Below are 15,443 nucleotides of genomic sequence, written 5' to 3'. Positions count from 1 at the left end.
CTACGGTGCTGAAACACCCGTCCCTCCTGGAGTGCGACTGGGAATCGCACCTCCAGACAGGGCAGCGCGTCACACGTTGAACACCGCCGTCAGCGCCGCTTTGGCTTCTTCCTGGATCCGCCGCAGATGATCCTCGCTGACAAAGCTCTCGGCGTAGATCTTGTAAACGTCCTCGGTGCCGGATGGACGCGCCGCAAACCAGCCATTGGCGGTCACGACTTTGACGCCGCCGAACGGCTGGTCGTTGCCCGGCGCTTTGGTCATCACCGCTTCGATCGGCTCGCCGCCGAGCTCCTGCATGCAAAGCGATTCCGCCGTCAGCGACTTGAACTTGGCCTTCTGTTCGCGGGTCGCCGGCGCATCGATGCGCTCATAATAAGGCTGGCCCAGATCCTCGGCGAGCTTCTGATAGAGCTGGCCCGGATCGGACTTGGTGACGGCGGTGATTTCCGCGGCCAGCAGACCGAGGATCAAGCCGTCCTTATCGGTGGCCCACACCGTGCCGTCGCGGCGCAGGAACGAGGCGCCGGCGCTTTCCTCGCCGGCAAAGCCGAACGAGCCATCCTCGAGCCCTTCCACGAACCATTTGAAGCCGACCGGGGTCTCGACCAGCTTGCGATCCAGCCGCGCGGCGACGCGGTTGATCATCGCGCTCGACACGATGGTCTTGCCGATCGCGCTGTCCGCGCGCCAGCCCGGACGATGGCGGAACAGATAGTCGATCGCCACCGACAGGAAATGATTGGGATTCATCAGGCCAACCGACCGGGTGACAATGCCATGCCGGTCAGCGTCGGTGTCATTGGCGAAGGCGACGTCGAAGGTGTCGCGCATGCCGATCAGCCGCGCCATCGCATAGGGCGAGGAGCAATCCATCCGCACCTTACCGTCCCAATCGGCGGTCATGAAGCGGAAGGTCGGGTCGATGACGTCACTGACCACGGTGGCGTTCAGGCCATAGCGCTCGATGATCGGCTGCCAGTAATGCACCGCGGCGCCGCCGAGCGGATCGATGCCGATCTTCACGCCGGAGGCGCGGATCGCCTCCATGTCGATCACATTGCCGAGGTCCTCGACATAGGGCATGATGAAATCGTGCCGGTGAATATGCGGCGACTTGCGGGCGCGATCGAGCGGAATCCGCTTGATGCCGCGCAGCATGTTCTCGAGCAGCGCGTTGGCGTTCTTCTCGATCACGCTGGTGATGTCGGTGTCGGCCGGGCCGCCATTGGGCGGATTATATTTAAAGCCGCCGTCTTCGGGCGGATTGTGCGACGGCGTGATCACCACGCCATCGGCCAAGCCACTGTCGCGGCCGCGATTATAGGTGAGGATGGCGTGCGAGATCACCGGGGTCGGCGTAAAACCGTCCTGCGCGTCGATCATCACATCGACTTCATTGGCGGCGAACACTTCCAGCGCGCTGGCGAGCGCCGGCTCGGCGAGCGCATGGGTGTCGATGCCGACGAACAGCGGCCCGGCGATGCCGGCTTCGCGGCGATAGTCGCACACGCTCTGCGCCACCGCCAGAATGTGGGCTTCATTGAAGGCGTTGTTGAAAGCGGAGCCGCGATGGCCGGAAGTTCCGAATGCCACCCGCTGCGCAGGCACGGCCGGGTCGGGCTTGCCGGAAAAATATGCCGTCACCAGCCGAGGCACATTCACCAGCATTGACGATTCCACCAACTGACCCGCCAACGGGCTGACTTCCGCAACCATTCCCCACTCCTGAATCAATCAGAATCACCGCGGCCCATGGCCTCCGGCCGACCGCAACATGCCACGCCGACGAGCAGATTTGAATTTCCCTCGCCTGCGACCAAGGTCTGGCCCGCCGGCGGCCCCACAGACCGGCGGCCGCGCGCCGACCACGGCCGCTGCCCAAGCTGTTGGAACCATTGGCAGCCGACGACACGCCTATGCTGGCGGCTCGCTAGGCGCGTGCCGCGCGGCCGTCAAGAGCCGGCAGTTTTGTCCTGGGGAGAAGCGGCGCTGCGATGCCATCAACATCGCAGCGTTTCCAGCTAGATGAACGGCCGGCCGCCGGTGACAGCGATGGTGGCACCGGAGACATAACTCGACAGCGGATCGGCCAGCATCACATAGGCGGTGGCGAGCTCGGCCGGCTGTCCCGGGCGCTGCATCGGCGTCTGTTTGCCGAATTCAGCCACCGCCTGCTGCGGCATGGTCGAGGGGATCAGCGGCGTCCAGATCGGCCCGGGCGCGACCGCGTTGACGCGAATGCCGCGCTCCGCCAGCATCTGCGCCAAGCCGCCGGTGAAATTCTGGATTGCACCCTTGGTGGTGGCATAGGCCAACAGCGTCGGGTTCGGATTGTCGGAATTGACCGAGGCTGTGTTGATGATCGAGCCGCCCGGCTTGATATGCGGCACCGCCGCCTTGGTCAGATAGAACATCGCGTGGATGTTGACCTTGAAGGTCAGCTCCCACTCCTCGTCGGAAATGTCTGCGATGTCCTTGAACGAGGCTTGGTGCGCGGCATTGTTGACCAGAATGTCGATGCCGCCGAATGCCTGCACTGCGTGATCGATCACCCGCCGGCACTGCGCCGGGTCCTGCAGATCGCCCGGCACCAGCTCTGCACGCCGGCCTTCGTGCTCGATCAACGCTTTCACTTCCTGCGCGTCGTCATGTTCGTTGAGATAGGAGATCAGCACATCGGCGCCCTCGCGCGCATAAGCGATCGCGACCGCGCGGCCGATGCCGCTATCGCCGCCGGTGATCACCGCGCGCAAGCCCTGCAGCCGACCGGAGCCTTGATAGCTGTGCTCGCCATGATCAGGCCGCGGCTGCATCGCCGCGGTGCTGCCGGGCATCGGTTGCGGCGGCGAGGTAAAGGGCGGCTTTGGAAAATCAAGCATGGTTCCTCCATGGCCACAGCGCCCGGACAAATCACCGGGGCTCGGCGCGGTCGTCGTCACTGATCAGGGATGACTATTCTGGAACGCCTTGATCGCCTTGTTGGCGATCCGGATCTTGTTGCGTTCGCCGCGGCAATACAGATCGACCACCACATCGAGCAGTTGCTCATGGGCACCGAACATCGGCGGAATAGCACCCGCAAGCCGCAGATAATCGAAGGCGATGTCATAGGCCTCGTCGACCACCGCAAACCCGGCGGCGAGCGAATTGGAAGCCAGCATACGCGCCACTCCTTTGAGGAGTGGAAAACATGGTGCGCGATTTCGTTCCTCGGCGAACCGATCCGGCGAACGGGTTCCTGGCGCCGACTACGGACCCATGGCGCGCGGATCGATCACCGGCTTGCGCGGCACCACCGGCGCGAGGTTGCTCGCCTCTTCCTTGCTGAGGAACTGATCGAGCGTACTTTGGATCTTCTCCTTGACCTCGTCCGGACCGCGGTCGCTCATGTCGGTGTGCTGGAAGTCGGTCGGCACGATATCGATGCCGGCTTCCTTGGCGGTCTGGTCGTCAGGCAGCACGCCGGGATCGGTCTTGAAGCGCGGATCGTTGGAGCGGAACGACAGGATGCGCGCCGCGCCGGAGGTCACGAACGGCACGCGCAGATTGTCCAGGGTGACGACGCGGCGCACCATTTCCGGATGCTGCTGTGCAAAAAACATCGAGATGTCGCCGCCATTGGAATGACCGACCAAGGTCAGGTGGTCGTAGTCGGCGTCGGGCATCAGTTTCTTCAGATTGCCGAGCGCGAAGAAAATATTCTTCAAGCCGCGCTCATAGACGCCGAGCCGGCCGACATAGAGCGAACCCGGCTTGGTCATCAGCGGCACGTCGGACGGCAGATCATGCTGGATGCTGGCGACCAGATAGCCGCGCGCCGCCAGCACGTTGGCGATGAAAGAATATTCCGTGTTGCGCACGGTGTTGCCATGGCTGACGATCGCCACCGGCAATTTCTGGATGCCGGCAATGGCTTTCATCTCGACGTCACGCCGCACTGCCAGCGCCACCACCACCTCGCGGTTGCGAGACGCATCAAGCCAGGACACGGTTTCGTGCCGGATAGCGAACTTACTTGCCAGGTAGTACTGCGCGGTCGCGAGCACCAAGATCCCCAGCAGCACAAAGAGTTTCTTCTTTATCGTCATCCGCGCAACTGGCCTGCGATGTTGAGACACCAATTGATAGCGCGAAACCACAGGGTTTTGCACGCCCTGTGTTGACGGACTCGTAGGTATGTTTACCGCGGTTGTCCGCTCAGCGTGTCAGTTCGGCCAGCGTGCTTTCAATCTGCGCCGCGCTGTACGGTTTCGGTACAAACCGGGCGCGTACCGGCAGGTCCGGCTCGTTGATATGGACATGGCCGGAGGTGGTAATGATCTCGATCGGCGGCCACCGGCCGCGGACCGCCTGGGCCAGTTTTAGGCCGTCCATCGAGCCCGGCATCTGGATGTCGGTAAACACCACGCGGATGTCGTTGCGGCTTTCCAGGATCGCGATCGCCTGGTCGGCATTGGCGGCTTCCAGTACGACAAAACCCGCCGACTCGATCATGTCGACGGCGTGCATTCGCAGCAAGGGCTCGTCCTCGACTACCAAGATTACTGGCCGCGGGTGCGCCAATCCCGACATCTGATCAACCTCGTTCAAGCTTAACCAAGTGCTTGATGCCGCTATTGTTCCCGCTCGTTGCGAGCTTCCTGTGGATCATCCCAGGGCGGAAGGGCATCAAGCGCACCTAGTCCGCGCGGCAGTCAAGATTGCCGCGCTTCCCACAGTGACAGCGAGCGGCCCGCCATGTCGTAGTGAGCGCCCTTTCGCGCCAGCGGTATCCGGTTTTCGCCCGGCCGGTTGGTATCGATCAGGCATTCCCAGACCCGGCAGCGCGGCACATCGGGAAACACGAAGCGCACCGTGTCATGGTGGGCGTTGAACATCATAAACAGCGTGTTGTCCGAGCCCTTGCGCCGGATGCCGGTGACCTGCGCCCGCCCATCCAGCAACATGCCGACGCAGCGGGCATTGCCGTCGTTCCACTGATCAGGCGTCATTTCCGACCCGGCCGGATCGACCCAGGTCACATCCTTGATCCCCAATTCCTCATTGAATGCGCCGGTGAGAAACCGGCCGCGATGAAACAGCGGTTGACGTTGCCGGGTCTGGATCAGCTTGCGGGTGAAGTCGATCAGCGCGCGGCCGTCATCATCGATCGCGTCCCAGTTCAGCCAACTGATCTCGTTGTCTTGCGCGTAGGCGTTATTATTGCCCTGCTGGGTCCGGGCGAACTCATCACCGGCCAGGATCATCGGCGTACCGCGCGACAGCAGCGTGGTGGCGAGCAGGTTGCGCATCTGCCGGAAGCGCAGATCAACGATGGCGCGGTCGTCGGTCGGCCCCTCGACGCCATGGTTCCACGACAGATTATGGGAGTGGCCGTCGCGATTGTCCTCGCCATTGGCCTCGTTGTGCTTGTCATTGTAGGAGACGAGGTCGTTGAGCGTGAAGCCGTCATGGGCGGTGACAAAATTCACCGACGACCACGGCTTGCGACCGCGCTTGTTGAACAGATCGGGCGAAGCCGACAGCCGCGTCGCGAATTCGGCGAGCTTGCCCTCGTCGCCCTTCCAGAACGCCCGCACCGTGTCGCGAAAGCGATCATTCCACTCCGCCCAGCCCGGCGAGAACCGGCCGACCTGATAGCCGCCCGGCCCGCAATCCCAGGGCTCGGCGATCAGCTTGACCTGGCTCAGTACCGGGTCCTGGCGGCAGGCATCGAGGAAGCCGCCGCCCTCATCAAAGCCATAGGGCTCGCGCGCCAGAATGGTGGCGAGGTCGAAGCGGAAGCCATCGACCCGCATATCCTGCGCCCAATAGCGCAGGCTGTCGGCGACCATCTGCAACACCCGCTGGTGGGACAGATTCACCGTGTTGCCGGTGCCGGTGTCGTTGATGTAATAGCGCCGGTCCGGCGCCAGCCGGTAGTACGAGGCGTTGTCGATGCCCTTGAACGATAGCGTCGGGCCAAGCTCATTGCCCTCGGCGGTGTGGTTATAGACCACGTCCAAAATGATCTCGATTCCAACCCGGTGGAATTGCGAGACCATTTCCTTGAATTCATTGACCGAGGGGCCGGACAGATAGCGCGCCTGCGGGGCAAAAAAGCCGATCGTGTTGTAGCCCCAGTAATTGCGCATGCCCTTGTCGACCAGATAGCTATCGTCGATGAAGGCATGGATCGGCAATAGCTCAACCGCGGTGATGCCGAGATCGCGGATGTAATCGATCACCTGATGATACATCATGCCGGCAAAAGAGCCGCGCAGCACTTCCGGCACCGCCGGATGGCGCATGGTGTAGCCGCGCACATGGGCCTCATAGAGCACGGTGCGCTCCCAAGGCACGTTGGGGCGGCGCTCCTCACCCCAGGTAAAAGCCGGGTCGATCACCCGGCTTTTCGGCATGAACGGCGCGCTGTCGCGCTCGTCGAATGACAGATCGGCGTCGGGCGAGCCGATCGTGTAGCCGAACAGTGCCGGGTCCCATTGCAGCTCGCCGACAATCTGGCGGGCGTAGGGATCGAGCAGCAGCTTGTTGGGGTTGAAGCGGTGGCCTTCGGTTGGCGCGTAGGGGCCATGCACGCGGTAGCCATAGATCTGACCCGGCCGCGCATCGGGCAGATAACCGTGCCAGACCTCATCGGTGTATTCCGGCAGCTCGATGCGCTCGATCTCGCGGCTGCCGCCACTCTCGAACAGGCACAGCTCGACCTTGGTGGCGTGCGCAGAAAACAGCGCGAAATTGACGCCGAGCCCATCCCAGGTGGCGCCGAGCGGAAATGGCCGGCCCTCGAGCACGCGATGGCGCAGGATCGCCGGCGCATTCGCGGGCACGCTGCCGATCACACGAGCAATTTGGTCCACGGAAAGAGCCCCCTTTTTCATTCCAACTGCCATCAACCCGGAACTGGCGAAAAAGTTCAGCGTTCGCAGTCGCCTCACGCCGGAACCGATGTGACGGCCAGCCGTTTGTTCCGACGCGCTCACCACTTCCGCACAACCTCCACCTCACGGATCGTCACGCAGCCTTTGGGATAGTCAGGTCATGACGGTTGCCAGCCCGCCACCCGCCAGCACCACCTCTGCCAGCACGGCGCCGGCCCCGACCGCTGGCCGCCTGCCGCGCTTTGGCCCTCAGCTCGTTGACGGCGGCGTGCTGTTTCGGCTGTGGGCGCCGAAGCGGCCGCGTGTGTTGTTGCGGCTGGAGGGCGAGAGCGTGGCACGGGCCATGCGACAGGCCGATGACGGCTGGTACCTGTTGGAGCTGCCCGGCGCTGGGCCGGGCAGCCGCTATTGGTTTGAGTTCGAGGACGGCTTGCGGGTGCCCGATCCGGCGTCACGCTTTCAGCCGCTGGATGTCCATGGCCCGAGCGAGGTGATTGACCCGCAGCGTTATCGCTGGCGCGATCAGCATTGGCGCGGCCGGCCCTGGCATGAGGCGGTGATCTACGAACTTCATATCGGCGCCTTCACGGCAGCAGGCACCTTCCAGGCGGCGATCGAGCGGCTCGACCATCTGGCCGAGCTTGGCGTCACCGCAATCGAGCTGATGCCGGTCGCGGAATTCCCGGGCCAGCGCAATTGGGGCTATGACGGTGTGCTGTTGTTCGCGCCGGACGCCAGCTATGGCCATCCCGACGATCTGAAAGCGCTGGTCGATGCCGCGCATGCCCGCGGGCTGATGGTGCTGCTCGACGTGGTCTATAACCACTTCGGCCCGGACGGCAATTACCTCGCCGCCTACGCGCCGCTGTTCAACGACCGCCATCACACCCCCTGGGGCGCGGCGGTGAATTATGACGGCGACGGCGCCGCGCTGGTGCGCGAATTCATGCTGCAAAACGCGGCATTCTGGATCGAGGAGTTTCACTTTGACGGGCTGCGGCTCGACGCGGTCCACGCCATCAAGGACGACAGCGCCAATCATCTGCTGGCTGAAATACCCGCACGGCTGCAACGGGCAGCAAATGGCCGGCCGATCCATCTGATCATCGAAAACGAAGAGAACGAAGTGTCACGGCTGCTGCGCAGCGATGACGACGCTCCGGTGCAATACACCGCGCAATGGAACGATGACGTCCATCATGGGCTGCACACCGCGGCCACCGGCGAATATGCCGGCTACTATCACGACTATGCCGGCGACACCGCCAAGCTCGGCCGCGCCCTCGCCGAGGGCTTTGCGTTTCAGGGCGAGCTGATGGCCTATCGCGGCGTACCGCGCGGCGAGCCATCGGCCGCCTTGCCGCCAACCGCGTTTGTCGCCTTCATCCAGAACCACGATCAGATCGGCAACCGCGCCTTCGGCGAGCGGCTGACCGCGATCGCACCTGCGGCGGCGGTGCGCGCGCTCGCCGGCATCTATCTGCTGCTACCGCAAATCCCGATGCTGTTCATGGGCGAAGAATTCGCGGCCAGCTCGCCATTCCCGTTCTTCTGCGATTTTTCGGGCGATCTGGCGAGGGCGGTGCGCGAGGGCCGCCGTGCCGAATTCTCACGCTTCCCGGAATTCGCCGATCCGCAGCAGCGCGAACTCATTCCCGATCCGGGAGCGGCCCAGACGTTTGCCGCCGCCAAGCTCGATTGGAGCGAGCTAGCCCGCGAGCCACATGCGCAATGGCTGGCGCTCTATCGAGAGCTGCTACAAATCCGGCAGCGCGAGATCATACCGCGGCTGCGCGGCATCAAAGGCCACGCCGGCCGCTGCACCGTGCAGGAACCTGGCGCGCTGATAGTGCGATGGAAAATGGGCGATGGCACGCAGCTAGCGCTGACCGCCAATCTTCACAACGACGCGGCCGGCGAGCTGACGGCGCCTAGCGGCCGCGTGATCTGGAGCGCAAAGCCGGAGCTGTCCGCACACGCGCCCTGGCAGGCGATCTGGACCCTCGGCTGACGCTGCGAGGAACGGAGCGAGCGCTGCCTCGTTAACCCGGGCGAGGATTGTGCGTCATGGCCAAGATCAACGGCATTCTTGAATCCGCGATTTATGTGGACGATCTCGAACGTGCCCGCGCCTTCTATGGCGAGTTGATCGGGCTACGCTCGATGCATGATGATCAGCGCATGTCGGCCTATGACGCAGGCAATCACAGCGCCTTTCTGGTATTCGCGCGCGGCGGCTCGACCACACCAGCGAGGTTGCCGGGCGGGCTGATCCCGCCGCATGATGGCCACGGGCCGCTGCACGTCGCGTTCGCCATCCCCGATGATCAGCTGCCAGTCTGGGAACAACGGCTCGCCGCGCATCAGATCGCGATCGAAGGCCGGGTCAGTTGGCCGCGCGGCGGCGAAAGCATCTATTTCCGCGATCCCGAGGGCCATCTGGTCGAACTCGCCACTCCCGGGCTGTGGGATAATTATCTGAAAGATGCGCCGATGGCTGCTGCTGACGACGACCGCAAGCGCGCCGAGCAGGAACGCCGCATTCAGAACAAGCAAGGCGGTCATCATTGGCCGCCACGTGCCGACGACGGTCCACCGCTCGACGACACCGACCGCAACACCGACAAGGTGATCAAGCCCTCGCGGCGCAAGCCGTGACCCACAACAGATACGAACAACAACAGCACTGGAGTGACGAATGAGCGTTGCACTACAGCCTTTGATCTTCACGATCGACGTGGGGCAGCGTCCGGTCCTGGCCTTTGAGGCCAAGAATTTGCGGGAAGCGCATGAGATGTGCCACGAGAGCTGGCTGCTCAGTGACTTGAAAGAGCTGCGCTCAAATGGCGAGCAGCTCTGGGACGGTAAGACCAAGTTGCGCGCCCGCTACGCCGATGACAACGAGAAGGCCGCCTATCGCGCCGCTGGCACTGCGCCGGATCAGGCCGAATGCGACGAACTCGAGTGTGATGATCTACAGCTGGTGTTCTTGATCGCGATCGACCGCAACGGCCCTGGCGGTTAGTCCTCTCGATTTCGTCGAGACTCATCGCTGGCAGAGAGATTCGTGCCTCCCTCCCCCCGCGTAGCGGCGGGGAGGGTCGGCCGAGCGAAGCGGAGGCCGGGGTGGGGCTTCCCGAGCAGCGCCCAATTACAGACTATTCTTGGTCGTCGTGGGATCGGCCTGCAGCTTCTCCCTCGTCTCGCGTTCGCCAAGCACCTGTTCCTCGGCCTTGAACCAGAACTCCTCGTCGCGCCCTTCCGGACGACCGGCGATCTCCCACATTTCGCGGGCCCGGCGCGCGATATCTTCTTGCGATAAGTCAGTCATGGATCCTCTCCTCCAGGGTTTGGCGATGTTGAACTTTCTCGTTGTTATGCTGTGCAGGCGGGCGCAGCGCTCGGCTCCGCTCGCAACTTGCCTTTCAGGTTACTGCTGAGCCGTGATCGCCAGATGACGGAGCGACGGCGAGCGTCCGCCGCTAGGATGCCGCCATCCGGCGCCGCTCGTAGCGTGCCAGCAGCGCGGGCGCCAATTGCCAGGCGATTGGCATGGCGACGACGAAGCTGGTGAGCACCAGCAGCGGAATCAGCTCCATGGCGTAGGTCGCCAATGCCGGCACCAGCAGCAGGATAATCAGCCCGGCGCCGAATAGCACCGCATTGATCATCGCATAGATCAGCGCTGCGATCCCGAAACGAGTCTTCAGCATGATGACACTCCCGATCACGTGCACCAGTAATTCAACCGGAGCGGGGTTGTTCCAGGCGCTGTGCGCAACGGTGTTGCACGCACGGAACTGCAGCGCTGCTGAACTCTTGATGTCAGCAGCGTCTGGTCGGAGGATGCGATCAGGCTTGAGGAGGCTATGCCGGTGTCCGATGCCAGCGACTATTTCCGCGCTTATGCCGTGCGCGCGCTGAACAAAGCCCGGGTGATGAACGCCGGCTGGCGCAAATCGCGGCAACGGCTGATCGGCCGACTCTACCATTTGCTCGCTAAACAGGCGGACCGGCAGCCCAATCTGCACCATCTGGACGATTTTCACGCCGCGCGCACCCTGGAAGCGAGCCTGGACCAGGACGGCCGACCGGCCGTCACCCGCCCGCCCCGGGACCATTGATCGAGCTGCGGCGCACCGAATTGCCGCGAACGGACCGCGCATCTTGCGGTCACCCGTTACTCCTCAAGCCCTTGCGGCGCAGCCGCCCGGCCGGTGCGTCGCAAGCAGACGGTTCAGACGAGGCCAAGGCCCGGCCGCCAGCGATCGTGATGCGATTTGACACAGCATCGGTCATTCAATTCACCATCAGCCGATGCAGTCGCGATTTGCACCGAAAGGTGTCGGTGGTTAGATCGTCAGACATGCGGCCAATGATTTGGAGGGATAGGAATGAAGACGGTGCAGGCGATGATCGCAGAGGCGGACGCAGTGGTGCCGCGGATCAGCCCGCAGGATGCCAAGGAGCTGGTTGGACGAACGGACGTATTGTTTCTCGACGTCCGTGAGCCGGGTGAAGTGGCTGCCTCGGGCAAGATTCCGGGGGCGCTGAACGTGCCGCGCGGTCTGGTGGAATTCCGGGCCGATCCGAACTCGCCGCTGCATGATGCGGCGTTCGATCGCGCCGGCTCCATCGTCGCCTATTGTGCGTCGGGCGGACGCTCCGCGCTGGTCGGCAAGGCGCTGCTCGAACTCGGTTACAAGAACGTCAAGAATCTGGGTGCCTTCAAGACCTGGCTCGATGCCGATGGCGATGTCGAGCAGCCTTAATGTCGAGCAGGCTTAAGGTGATCGCGATCTGAACGCGTTGACAATGGCCGGGCCCGTCCCGGCCATTGTCGTATCAGGCGACGAGACTTTCCTGCCGCGGGCAAATCGCTACAGTCTCGGCCGAACAATGGGAGGACGAGACCATGGCACGACGGGCGAGCGATGTGCTGCTCGACATTCTGCGTGACGAAGGCATCACCCACATTTTCGGCAATCCCGGTTCGACCGAAATGCCGCTGATGGACGCCTTGGTCGATGCCTCTGACATCACCTATGTGCTCGGTCTGCAGGAGGCGACCGCGGTCGGCATGGCCGATGGCTGGGCGCTGAGTTCGGGCAAGGTCGGCTTCGTCAATCTGCATGCCATGGGCGGGCTCGGCAACGCCATGGGCGTGCTGGTCGCCTCGATGGCCAGCGAAACGCCGCTGGTGGTCACCGCCGGCCAGCAGGACACCCGCCATCTGATGACCGAACCCTGGCTGTCGGGCGATCTGGTGGCGCTGGCCGCCCCAGTCACCAAATGGGCCAAGGAAGTTCGGCGCGGCGAGGACGTCGGCAGCGCGCTGCGCCGCGCCTTTGCGATCGCGCGCACCCCGCCCTGCGGCCCGGTGTTTCTGTCGCTGCCGATGGACGTGCTCGACCAGCCGGTCGAGAGCGAAACGCCGCCCGCCTCGGCGCCGCCGCGGCTCGGCGCCTCCCCCGACGTCGAGGTGTTTGCCGAGGCGCTGGCCAGCTACGACCCGGATAAGGTGTTCATCCTGCTCGGCGACGATCTGCCGGCCGCAGCCGCCGCGGGCCTGGTGGCCTTTGCCGAGGCGGGCGGCTATCCGGTGTGGGGCACGCAGCTGACCTCACGCTCGGCATTCCCGTCGGCGCATCCGTGCTGGTCGGGGGTGTTGAAGCCTGATTTTGCCGTGATCCGCGAGCGGCTGGAGGCAACCGAAGCGCTGGTGCTGGTCGGCGGCCGCGCGTTCGTCGCCTATCCTTATCGCGACGTGCGCCCGATCCCGGAGGGCACCAAGGTCTTTCACGTCTCTGACGATCCCGCCGCATTCGGCCGCGAGCACCCCGCCGATCTGGCGCTGCTCGGCGACATCGGCGCGACCTTGCAGGGCTGCGCTCATCGGCTCGCGCATTTGCTGCCGGCGCCCGACATCGCCAACCGGCTGAGCCGGCGCGCTGCCGCCAAGCTGCGCCATATCGAAACGCTGCGCGCTGAGATCATGCGGGATCAGCAGTTGTCGCCGCTGACGGCCGACGTCGCGGTGCTGACCGTGTTTGACGCGCTGCCCGACTCCGCGCTGATCGCCAATGATTCCGCGGCCACCTTCGGCAAAGTGCAGGAGCTGATGATGACCCGGCCGGGGCGTTATTTCTTCTCACGCGGCGGCGTGCTCGGCTGCAATCAGCCGGCCGCGGTCGGCGCGGCGCTGGCTCATGATGGCCCGGTGGTGTCGCTGGCCGGCGATGGCGGCGCGATGTATTCGCCGCAAGCGCTGTGGAGCGCCGCGCATTATCGCACCAAGGTGATCTTCATCGTGTTCAACAACCGCCGCTATGGCGTGCTGCAAAACATCGCCAAGCAACTCGGCTGCCCGAACGCGAACCAGGATCGTTTCGTCGGCATGAATATCGAACAGCCCGCGATCGACTTCATGGCGCTGGCAGCGTCGATGGGTGTGCCGGCTGTACGCGCCGACGAAACGCAAGCGATCCGCGACGCGATTGCGACGGCACTTGGCCGCGACGGCCCGTCGCTGATCGAAATCGCGATCCGCTGAGGCGGCTAGTTCATCGGGTTTGATTGGAGGACAGGCGATCGGCTGCCAGCTCCCTCCCCCCGCGTAGCGGTGGGGAGGGTCGGCGCGTAGCGCCGGGGTGGGGGGCTATGCGCCGACGTCACCTCAAAACTTCAACTTCATCGTTTCACGCCGCACGATCCAACAAGCAAAACCCGAACCGTCGCAGACTGGTCCCCCCCCCCACCCGTCCGGCCCGATGAGCATCGGGCCGTCCACCCTCCCCACAAGGGGGAGGGAAAAGAAACGGCTCTACCCTTCAATCGCCCGCAGCAATTCGCGTGCGTGGTCGGCGGCGGCGCCGACATTGACGATGGTAACGTCGGGCTGCAGCGCGGCGTGATCGACTGCTCTTTGCAGGCGTTCATCGAGCGGGCCGTCGGTGTCGCGGCCGCGCGCGGCGAGCCGCTGCGCCAGCACCTCGACCGGCGCGGTCACCGACACCACCACCACATCGGCATAGGCCGCGCGCAGTGCCGGCACCACCGAGCGCGACACATTGGCGACCACGCAGGCCCCGGCACCGATCGCGTCGTTGATCGCAACCGGCAGGCCGTAGCAATGACCATGCGCGCGCCAATGCACCGCGAATGCGCCGTCCGCGATCGCCGCGGCAAACTCAGCCTCGCTCAAGGTCTCGTTGTCTTCCGCCGCCGATGACGGCCGGGTCACGATCCGGCGCGGAAACAGCACGCGCTCATTATCGCGGCAGGCCTCGCGCACCAGCTCGATCAAGGTGTCCTTGCCGGCGCCGCTCGGCCCGACCACCAGCACCAGCCGGCCTGGGCCGATTGGCGCGATCATCGCGCTATTATGCAACGCTGCGGTCATGCCACCCGATGCCCCTCGCGCCACACGCTGCGCACCACCGGCACATCATGGGCGATGTGAACGCGGATCAGATCGGCGCGCTTGCCGACCACGATCTCGCCGCGATCGAACAGCCCGACCGCCTCGGCCGGCGCCTTGGTGACGGTGCGCACCGCCGCCGCGAGGTCAATCGCCTCGGCATGCTCCGGCAATTGCAGCGCCGCCATCAGCAGGCTGGAAGGCACATAGTCCGACGACAGGATATCGAGCAGGCCCTCGCGCGCCAGCTCGGCCGCCGCGATGTTGCCGGAATGCGAGCCGCCGCGCACCACATTGGGCGCGCCCATCATGATGTCGATGCCGGCGTCGTGCAGCGCGCGCGCCGCCTCGATCGTGGTCGGGAATTCAGCCACAGCAACGCGGTCACGCACCGCGTCGGCGACGTTCTCCTCGGTGGTGTCGTCATGGCTGGCCAGCGGAATGTTGTGCTGATGCGCCAGCGCGACGATCTCGCGCATATTGGCCTCGGCGTAATTTTCCTTGCAGTAGATGCGGCGCGCGAACATCGCGTCAAGCTCGGCATCGCTCATGCCGCCGCCCTTGCCGCGATAATACTCGCGCAGCTTGACCTCGTCGCGGAACTGGCGCTGGCCAGGGGTGTGGTCCATCAGCGACATCAGCCGGATATCGGGCCGGCCGACCAGCTCCTTGGCCTCGGCCACCACATTCGGCATCGGGATTTCGCAGCGCAGATGCAGGAAATGATCGGCGCGCAGCAGATTGGCGTCGCGCGCCGCGCTGATGGCATTGGCGAGCACCGCGGCCTCGCCATCGATATCGGAGGATTCTTCCTCGCGCCACACCCGCAGCGAATCCAACACCGTGGTGATGCCGCAGGTGGCGAGCTGGCCATCATAGGACACCACGGCCGCCAGCGGATTCCACTGCACTTTCGGGCGCGGCGTGTAGTGCGCTTCAAGATGATCGGTGTGCAGCTCGATCAAGCCGGGGATGATCAGATCGCCGCCGACATCGAGGCTGCCGGCCGGCACGCCGCTCTCGCCAATCTCGGCGATCCGCCCCTGCGCCACCGCCAGCCAGCCGTGCTCGATCACCCGATCAGCGAGCACGATCCGGGCATTGCGCAGCACGAATTCAGAATTGGTCATCATCAGTTG

Annotated in this window: 16 protein-coding genes; 6 read left to right on the top strand and 10 right to left on the bottom strand. The window is 64.3% G+C overall.

Features of this window, described 5'->3' with window-relative positions:
* Window positions 1–69: 69 nt before the first annotated feature.
* The 6 genes from pgm to glgX form a co-directional block, all read right to left on the bottom strand.
* Window positions 70–1,719 carry a phosphoglucomutase (alpha-D-glucose-1,6-bisphosphate-dependent) gene (gene pgm, locus BJ122_RS10000; protein WP_110780901.1) on the bottom strand — a complete coding sequence of 550 codons (1,650 nt, stop codon included), beginning with the start codon at window positions 1,717–1,719 and terminating at the stop codon, window positions 70–72.
* Between the two features lie 305 nt (window positions 1,720–2,024).
* The gene (locus BJ122_RS09995; protein WP_110780900.1) at window positions 2,025–2,882 is read right to left on the bottom strand and encodes a glucose 1-dehydrogenase; all 858 of its coding nucleotides are present in this window, start codon (window positions 2,880–2,882) and stop codon (window positions 2,025–2,027) included.
* Between the two features lie 63 nt (window positions 2,883–2,945).
* Window positions 2,946–3,164: a hypothetical protein gene (locus BJ122_RS09990; RefSeq protein WP_110780899.1), complete on the bottom strand. Its 219-nt coding sequence runs from the start codon at window positions 3,162–3,164 to the stop codon at window positions 2,946–2,948.
* Between the two features lie 87 nt (window positions 3,165–3,251).
* On the bottom strand, window positions 3,252–4,085 hold the full coding sequence (locus BJ122_RS09985) for an alpha/beta fold hydrolase (RefSeq protein ID WP_110780959.1): 834 nt from the start codon (window positions 4,083–4,085) through the stop codon (window positions 3,252–3,254).
* 115 nt (window positions 4,086–4,200) lie between these two features.
* Window positions 4,201–4,575: a response regulator gene (locus BJ122_RS09980; protein WP_110780958.1), complete on the bottom strand. Its 375-nt coding sequence runs from the start codon at window positions 4,573–4,575 to the stop codon at window positions 4,201–4,203.
* 122 nt (window positions 4,576–4,697) lie between these two features.
* Window positions 4,698–6,863: a glycogen debranching protein GlgX gene (gene glgX, locus BJ122_RS09975; protein WP_110780898.1), complete on the bottom strand. Its 2,166-nt coding sequence runs from the start codon at window positions 6,861–6,863 to the stop codon at window positions 4,698–4,700.
* Between the two features lie 181 nt (window positions 6,864–7,044).
* On the opposite strand from glgX, the gene treZ reads away from it, so the two are divergent.
* From treZ to BJ122_RS09960, 3 genes are read left to right on the top strand one after another with little or no spacing between them, the layout of a single operon-like run.
* Complete coding sequence (treZ, locus tag BJ122_RS09970; protein WP_110780897.1) at window positions 7,045–8,895, top strand: malto-oligosyltrehalose trehalohydrolase; 1,851 nt, start codon at window positions 7,045–7,047, stop codon at window positions 8,893–8,895.
* 56 nt (window positions 8,896–8,951) lie between these two features.
* Window positions 8,952–9,542: a VOC family protein gene (locus BJ122_RS09965; RefSeq protein ID WP_110780896.1), complete on the top strand. Its 591-nt coding sequence runs from the start codon at window positions 8,952–8,954 to the stop codon at window positions 9,540–9,542.
* A gap of 40 nt (window positions 9,543–9,582) precedes the next feature.
* Entirely contained in the window at window positions 9,583–9,909 is a 327-nt protein-coding gene (locus tag BJ122_RS09960) for a hypothetical protein (protein ID WP_110780895.1), read from the top strand.
* A gap of 126 nt (window positions 9,910–10,035) precedes the next feature.
* On the opposite strand, the gene BJ122_RS09955 is transcribed toward BJ122_RS09960, so the two are convergent.
* Window positions 10,036–10,215: a DUF2934 domain-containing protein gene (locus tag BJ122_RS09955; protein WP_110780894.1), complete on the bottom strand. Its 180-nt coding sequence runs from the start codon at window positions 10,213–10,215 to the stop codon at window positions 10,036–10,038.
* 151 nt (window positions 10,216–10,366) lie between these two features.
* A complete protein-coding gene (locus tag BJ122_RS09950; RefSeq protein ID WP_181418919.1) occupies window positions 10,367–10,597 on the bottom strand; it encodes a hypothetical protein in 231 nt (76 codons plus the stop codon).
* A gap of 162 nt (window positions 10,598–10,759) precedes the next feature.
* Here BJ122_RS09950 and BJ122_RS09945 point away from each other — a divergent pair, with 162 nt between their 5' ends.
* The 3 genes from BJ122_RS09945 (at window position 10,760) to BJ122_RS09935 (ending at window position 13,437) form a co-directional block, all read left to right on the top strand.
* Window positions 10,760–11,008: a hypothetical protein gene (locus tag BJ122_RS09945; RefSeq protein ID WP_110780956.1), complete on the top strand. Its 249-nt coding sequence runs from the start codon at window positions 10,760–10,762 to the stop codon at window positions 11,006–11,008.
* A gap of 270 nt (window positions 11,009–11,278) precedes the next feature.
* Window positions 11,279–11,656 (top strand): rhodanese-like domain-containing protein, encoded by a 378-nt coding sequence (locus tag BJ122_RS09940; RefSeq protein WP_110780893.1) that lies wholly within the window; start codon window positions 11,279–11,281, stop codon window positions 11,654–11,656.
* Between the two features lie 143 nt (window positions 11,657–11,799).
* The gene (locus BJ122_RS09935) at window positions 11,800–13,437 is read left to right on the top strand and encodes a thiamine pyrophosphate-binding protein (RefSeq protein WP_110780892.1); all 1,638 of its coding nucleotides are present in this window, start codon (window positions 11,800–11,802) and stop codon (window positions 13,435–13,437) included.
* A 270-nt stretch (window positions 13,438–13,707) separates the two neighbouring features.
* Here BJ122_RS09935 and phnN read toward each other — a convergent pair whose 3' ends face one another.
* Window positions 13,708–14,286 (bottom strand): phosphonate metabolism protein/1,5-bisphosphokinase (PRPP-forming) PhnN, encoded by a 579-nt coding sequence (phnN, locus tag BJ122_RS09930; protein ID WP_110780891.1) that lies wholly within the window; start codon window positions 14,284–14,286, stop codon window positions 13,708–13,710.
* Window positions 14,283–15,437: an alpha-D-ribose 1-methylphosphonate 5-triphosphate diphosphatase gene (locus tag BJ122_RS09925; protein ID WP_110780955.1), complete on the bottom strand. Its 1,155-nt coding sequence runs from the start codon at window positions 15,435–15,437 to the stop codon at window positions 14,283–14,285. Before BJ122_RS09925 ends, phnN begins: the two co-directional genes overlap by 4 nt.
* Window positions 15,438–15,443 lie beyond the last annotated feature (6 nt).

Origin of the sequence: Rhodopseudomonas faecalis, from assembly GCF_003217325.1 — a bacterium.
GTDB lineage: Bacteria > Pseudomonadota > Alphaproteobacteria > Rhizobiales > Xanthobacteraceae > Rhodopseudomonas > Rhodopseudomonas faecalis.
The sequence above is the reverse complement of the archived record's forward strand: the minus strand, read 5'-3'. Positions and strand labels throughout refer to the sequence as shown.

What these genes read in the sequence shown, in the direction of transcription:
- BJ122_RS09995 (WP_110780900.1), bottom strand. Translation starts at nt 2,882, where the DNA reads ATGCTTGATTTTCCAAAGCCGCCCTTTACCTCGCCGCCGCAACCGATG.
- phnN (WP_110780891.1), bottom strand. Translation starts at nt 14,286, where the DNA reads ATGACCGCAGCGTTGCATAATAGCGCGATGATCGCGCCAATCGGCCCA.
- BJ122_RS09950 (WP_181418919.1), bottom strand. Translation starts at nt 10,597, where the DNA reads ATGCTGAAGACTCGTTTCGGGATCGCAGCGCTGATCTATGCGATGATC.
- BJ122_RS09940 (WP_110780893.1), top strand. Translation starts at nt 11,279, where the DNA reads ATGAAGACGGTGCAGGCGATGATCGCAGAGGCGGACGCAGTGGTGCCG.
- treZ (WP_110780897.1), top strand. Translation starts at nt 7,045, where the DNA reads ATGACGGTTGCCAGCCCGCCACCCGCCAGCACCACCTCTGCCAGCACG.
- BJ122_RS09935 (WP_110780892.1), top strand. Translation starts at nt 11,800, where the DNA reads ATGGCACGACGGGCGAGCGATGTGCTGCTCGACATTCTGCGTGACGAA.
- BJ122_RS09990 (WP_110780899.1), bottom strand. Translation starts at nt 3,164, where the DNA reads ATGCTGGCTTCCAATTCGCTCGCCGCCGGGTTTGCGGTGGTCGACGAG.
- BJ122_RS09955 (WP_110780894.1), bottom strand. Translation starts at nt 10,215, where the DNA reads ATGACTGACTTATCGCAAGAAGATATCGCGCGCCGGGCCCGCGAAATG.
- BJ122_RS09980 (WP_110780958.1), bottom strand. Translation starts at nt 4,575, where the DNA reads ATGTCGGGATTGGCGCACCCGCGGCCAGTAATCTTGGTAGTCGAGGAC.
- BJ122_RS09965 (WP_110780896.1), top strand. Translation starts at nt 8,952, where the DNA reads ATGGCCAAGATCAACGGCATTCTTGAATCCGCGATTTATGTGGACGAT.
- BJ122_RS09960 (WP_110780895.1), top strand. Translation starts at nt 9,583, where the DNA reads ATGAGCGTTGCACTACAGCCTTTGATCTTCACGATCGACGTGGGGCAG.
- BJ122_RS09925 (WP_110780955.1), bottom strand. Translation starts at nt 15,437, where the DNA reads ATGATGACCAATTCTGAATTCGTGCTGCGCAATGCCCGGATCGTGCTC.
- pgm (WP_110780901.1), bottom strand. Translation starts at nt 1,719, where the DNA reads ATGGTTGCGGAAGTCAGCCCGTTGGCGGGTCAGTTGGTGGAATCGTCA.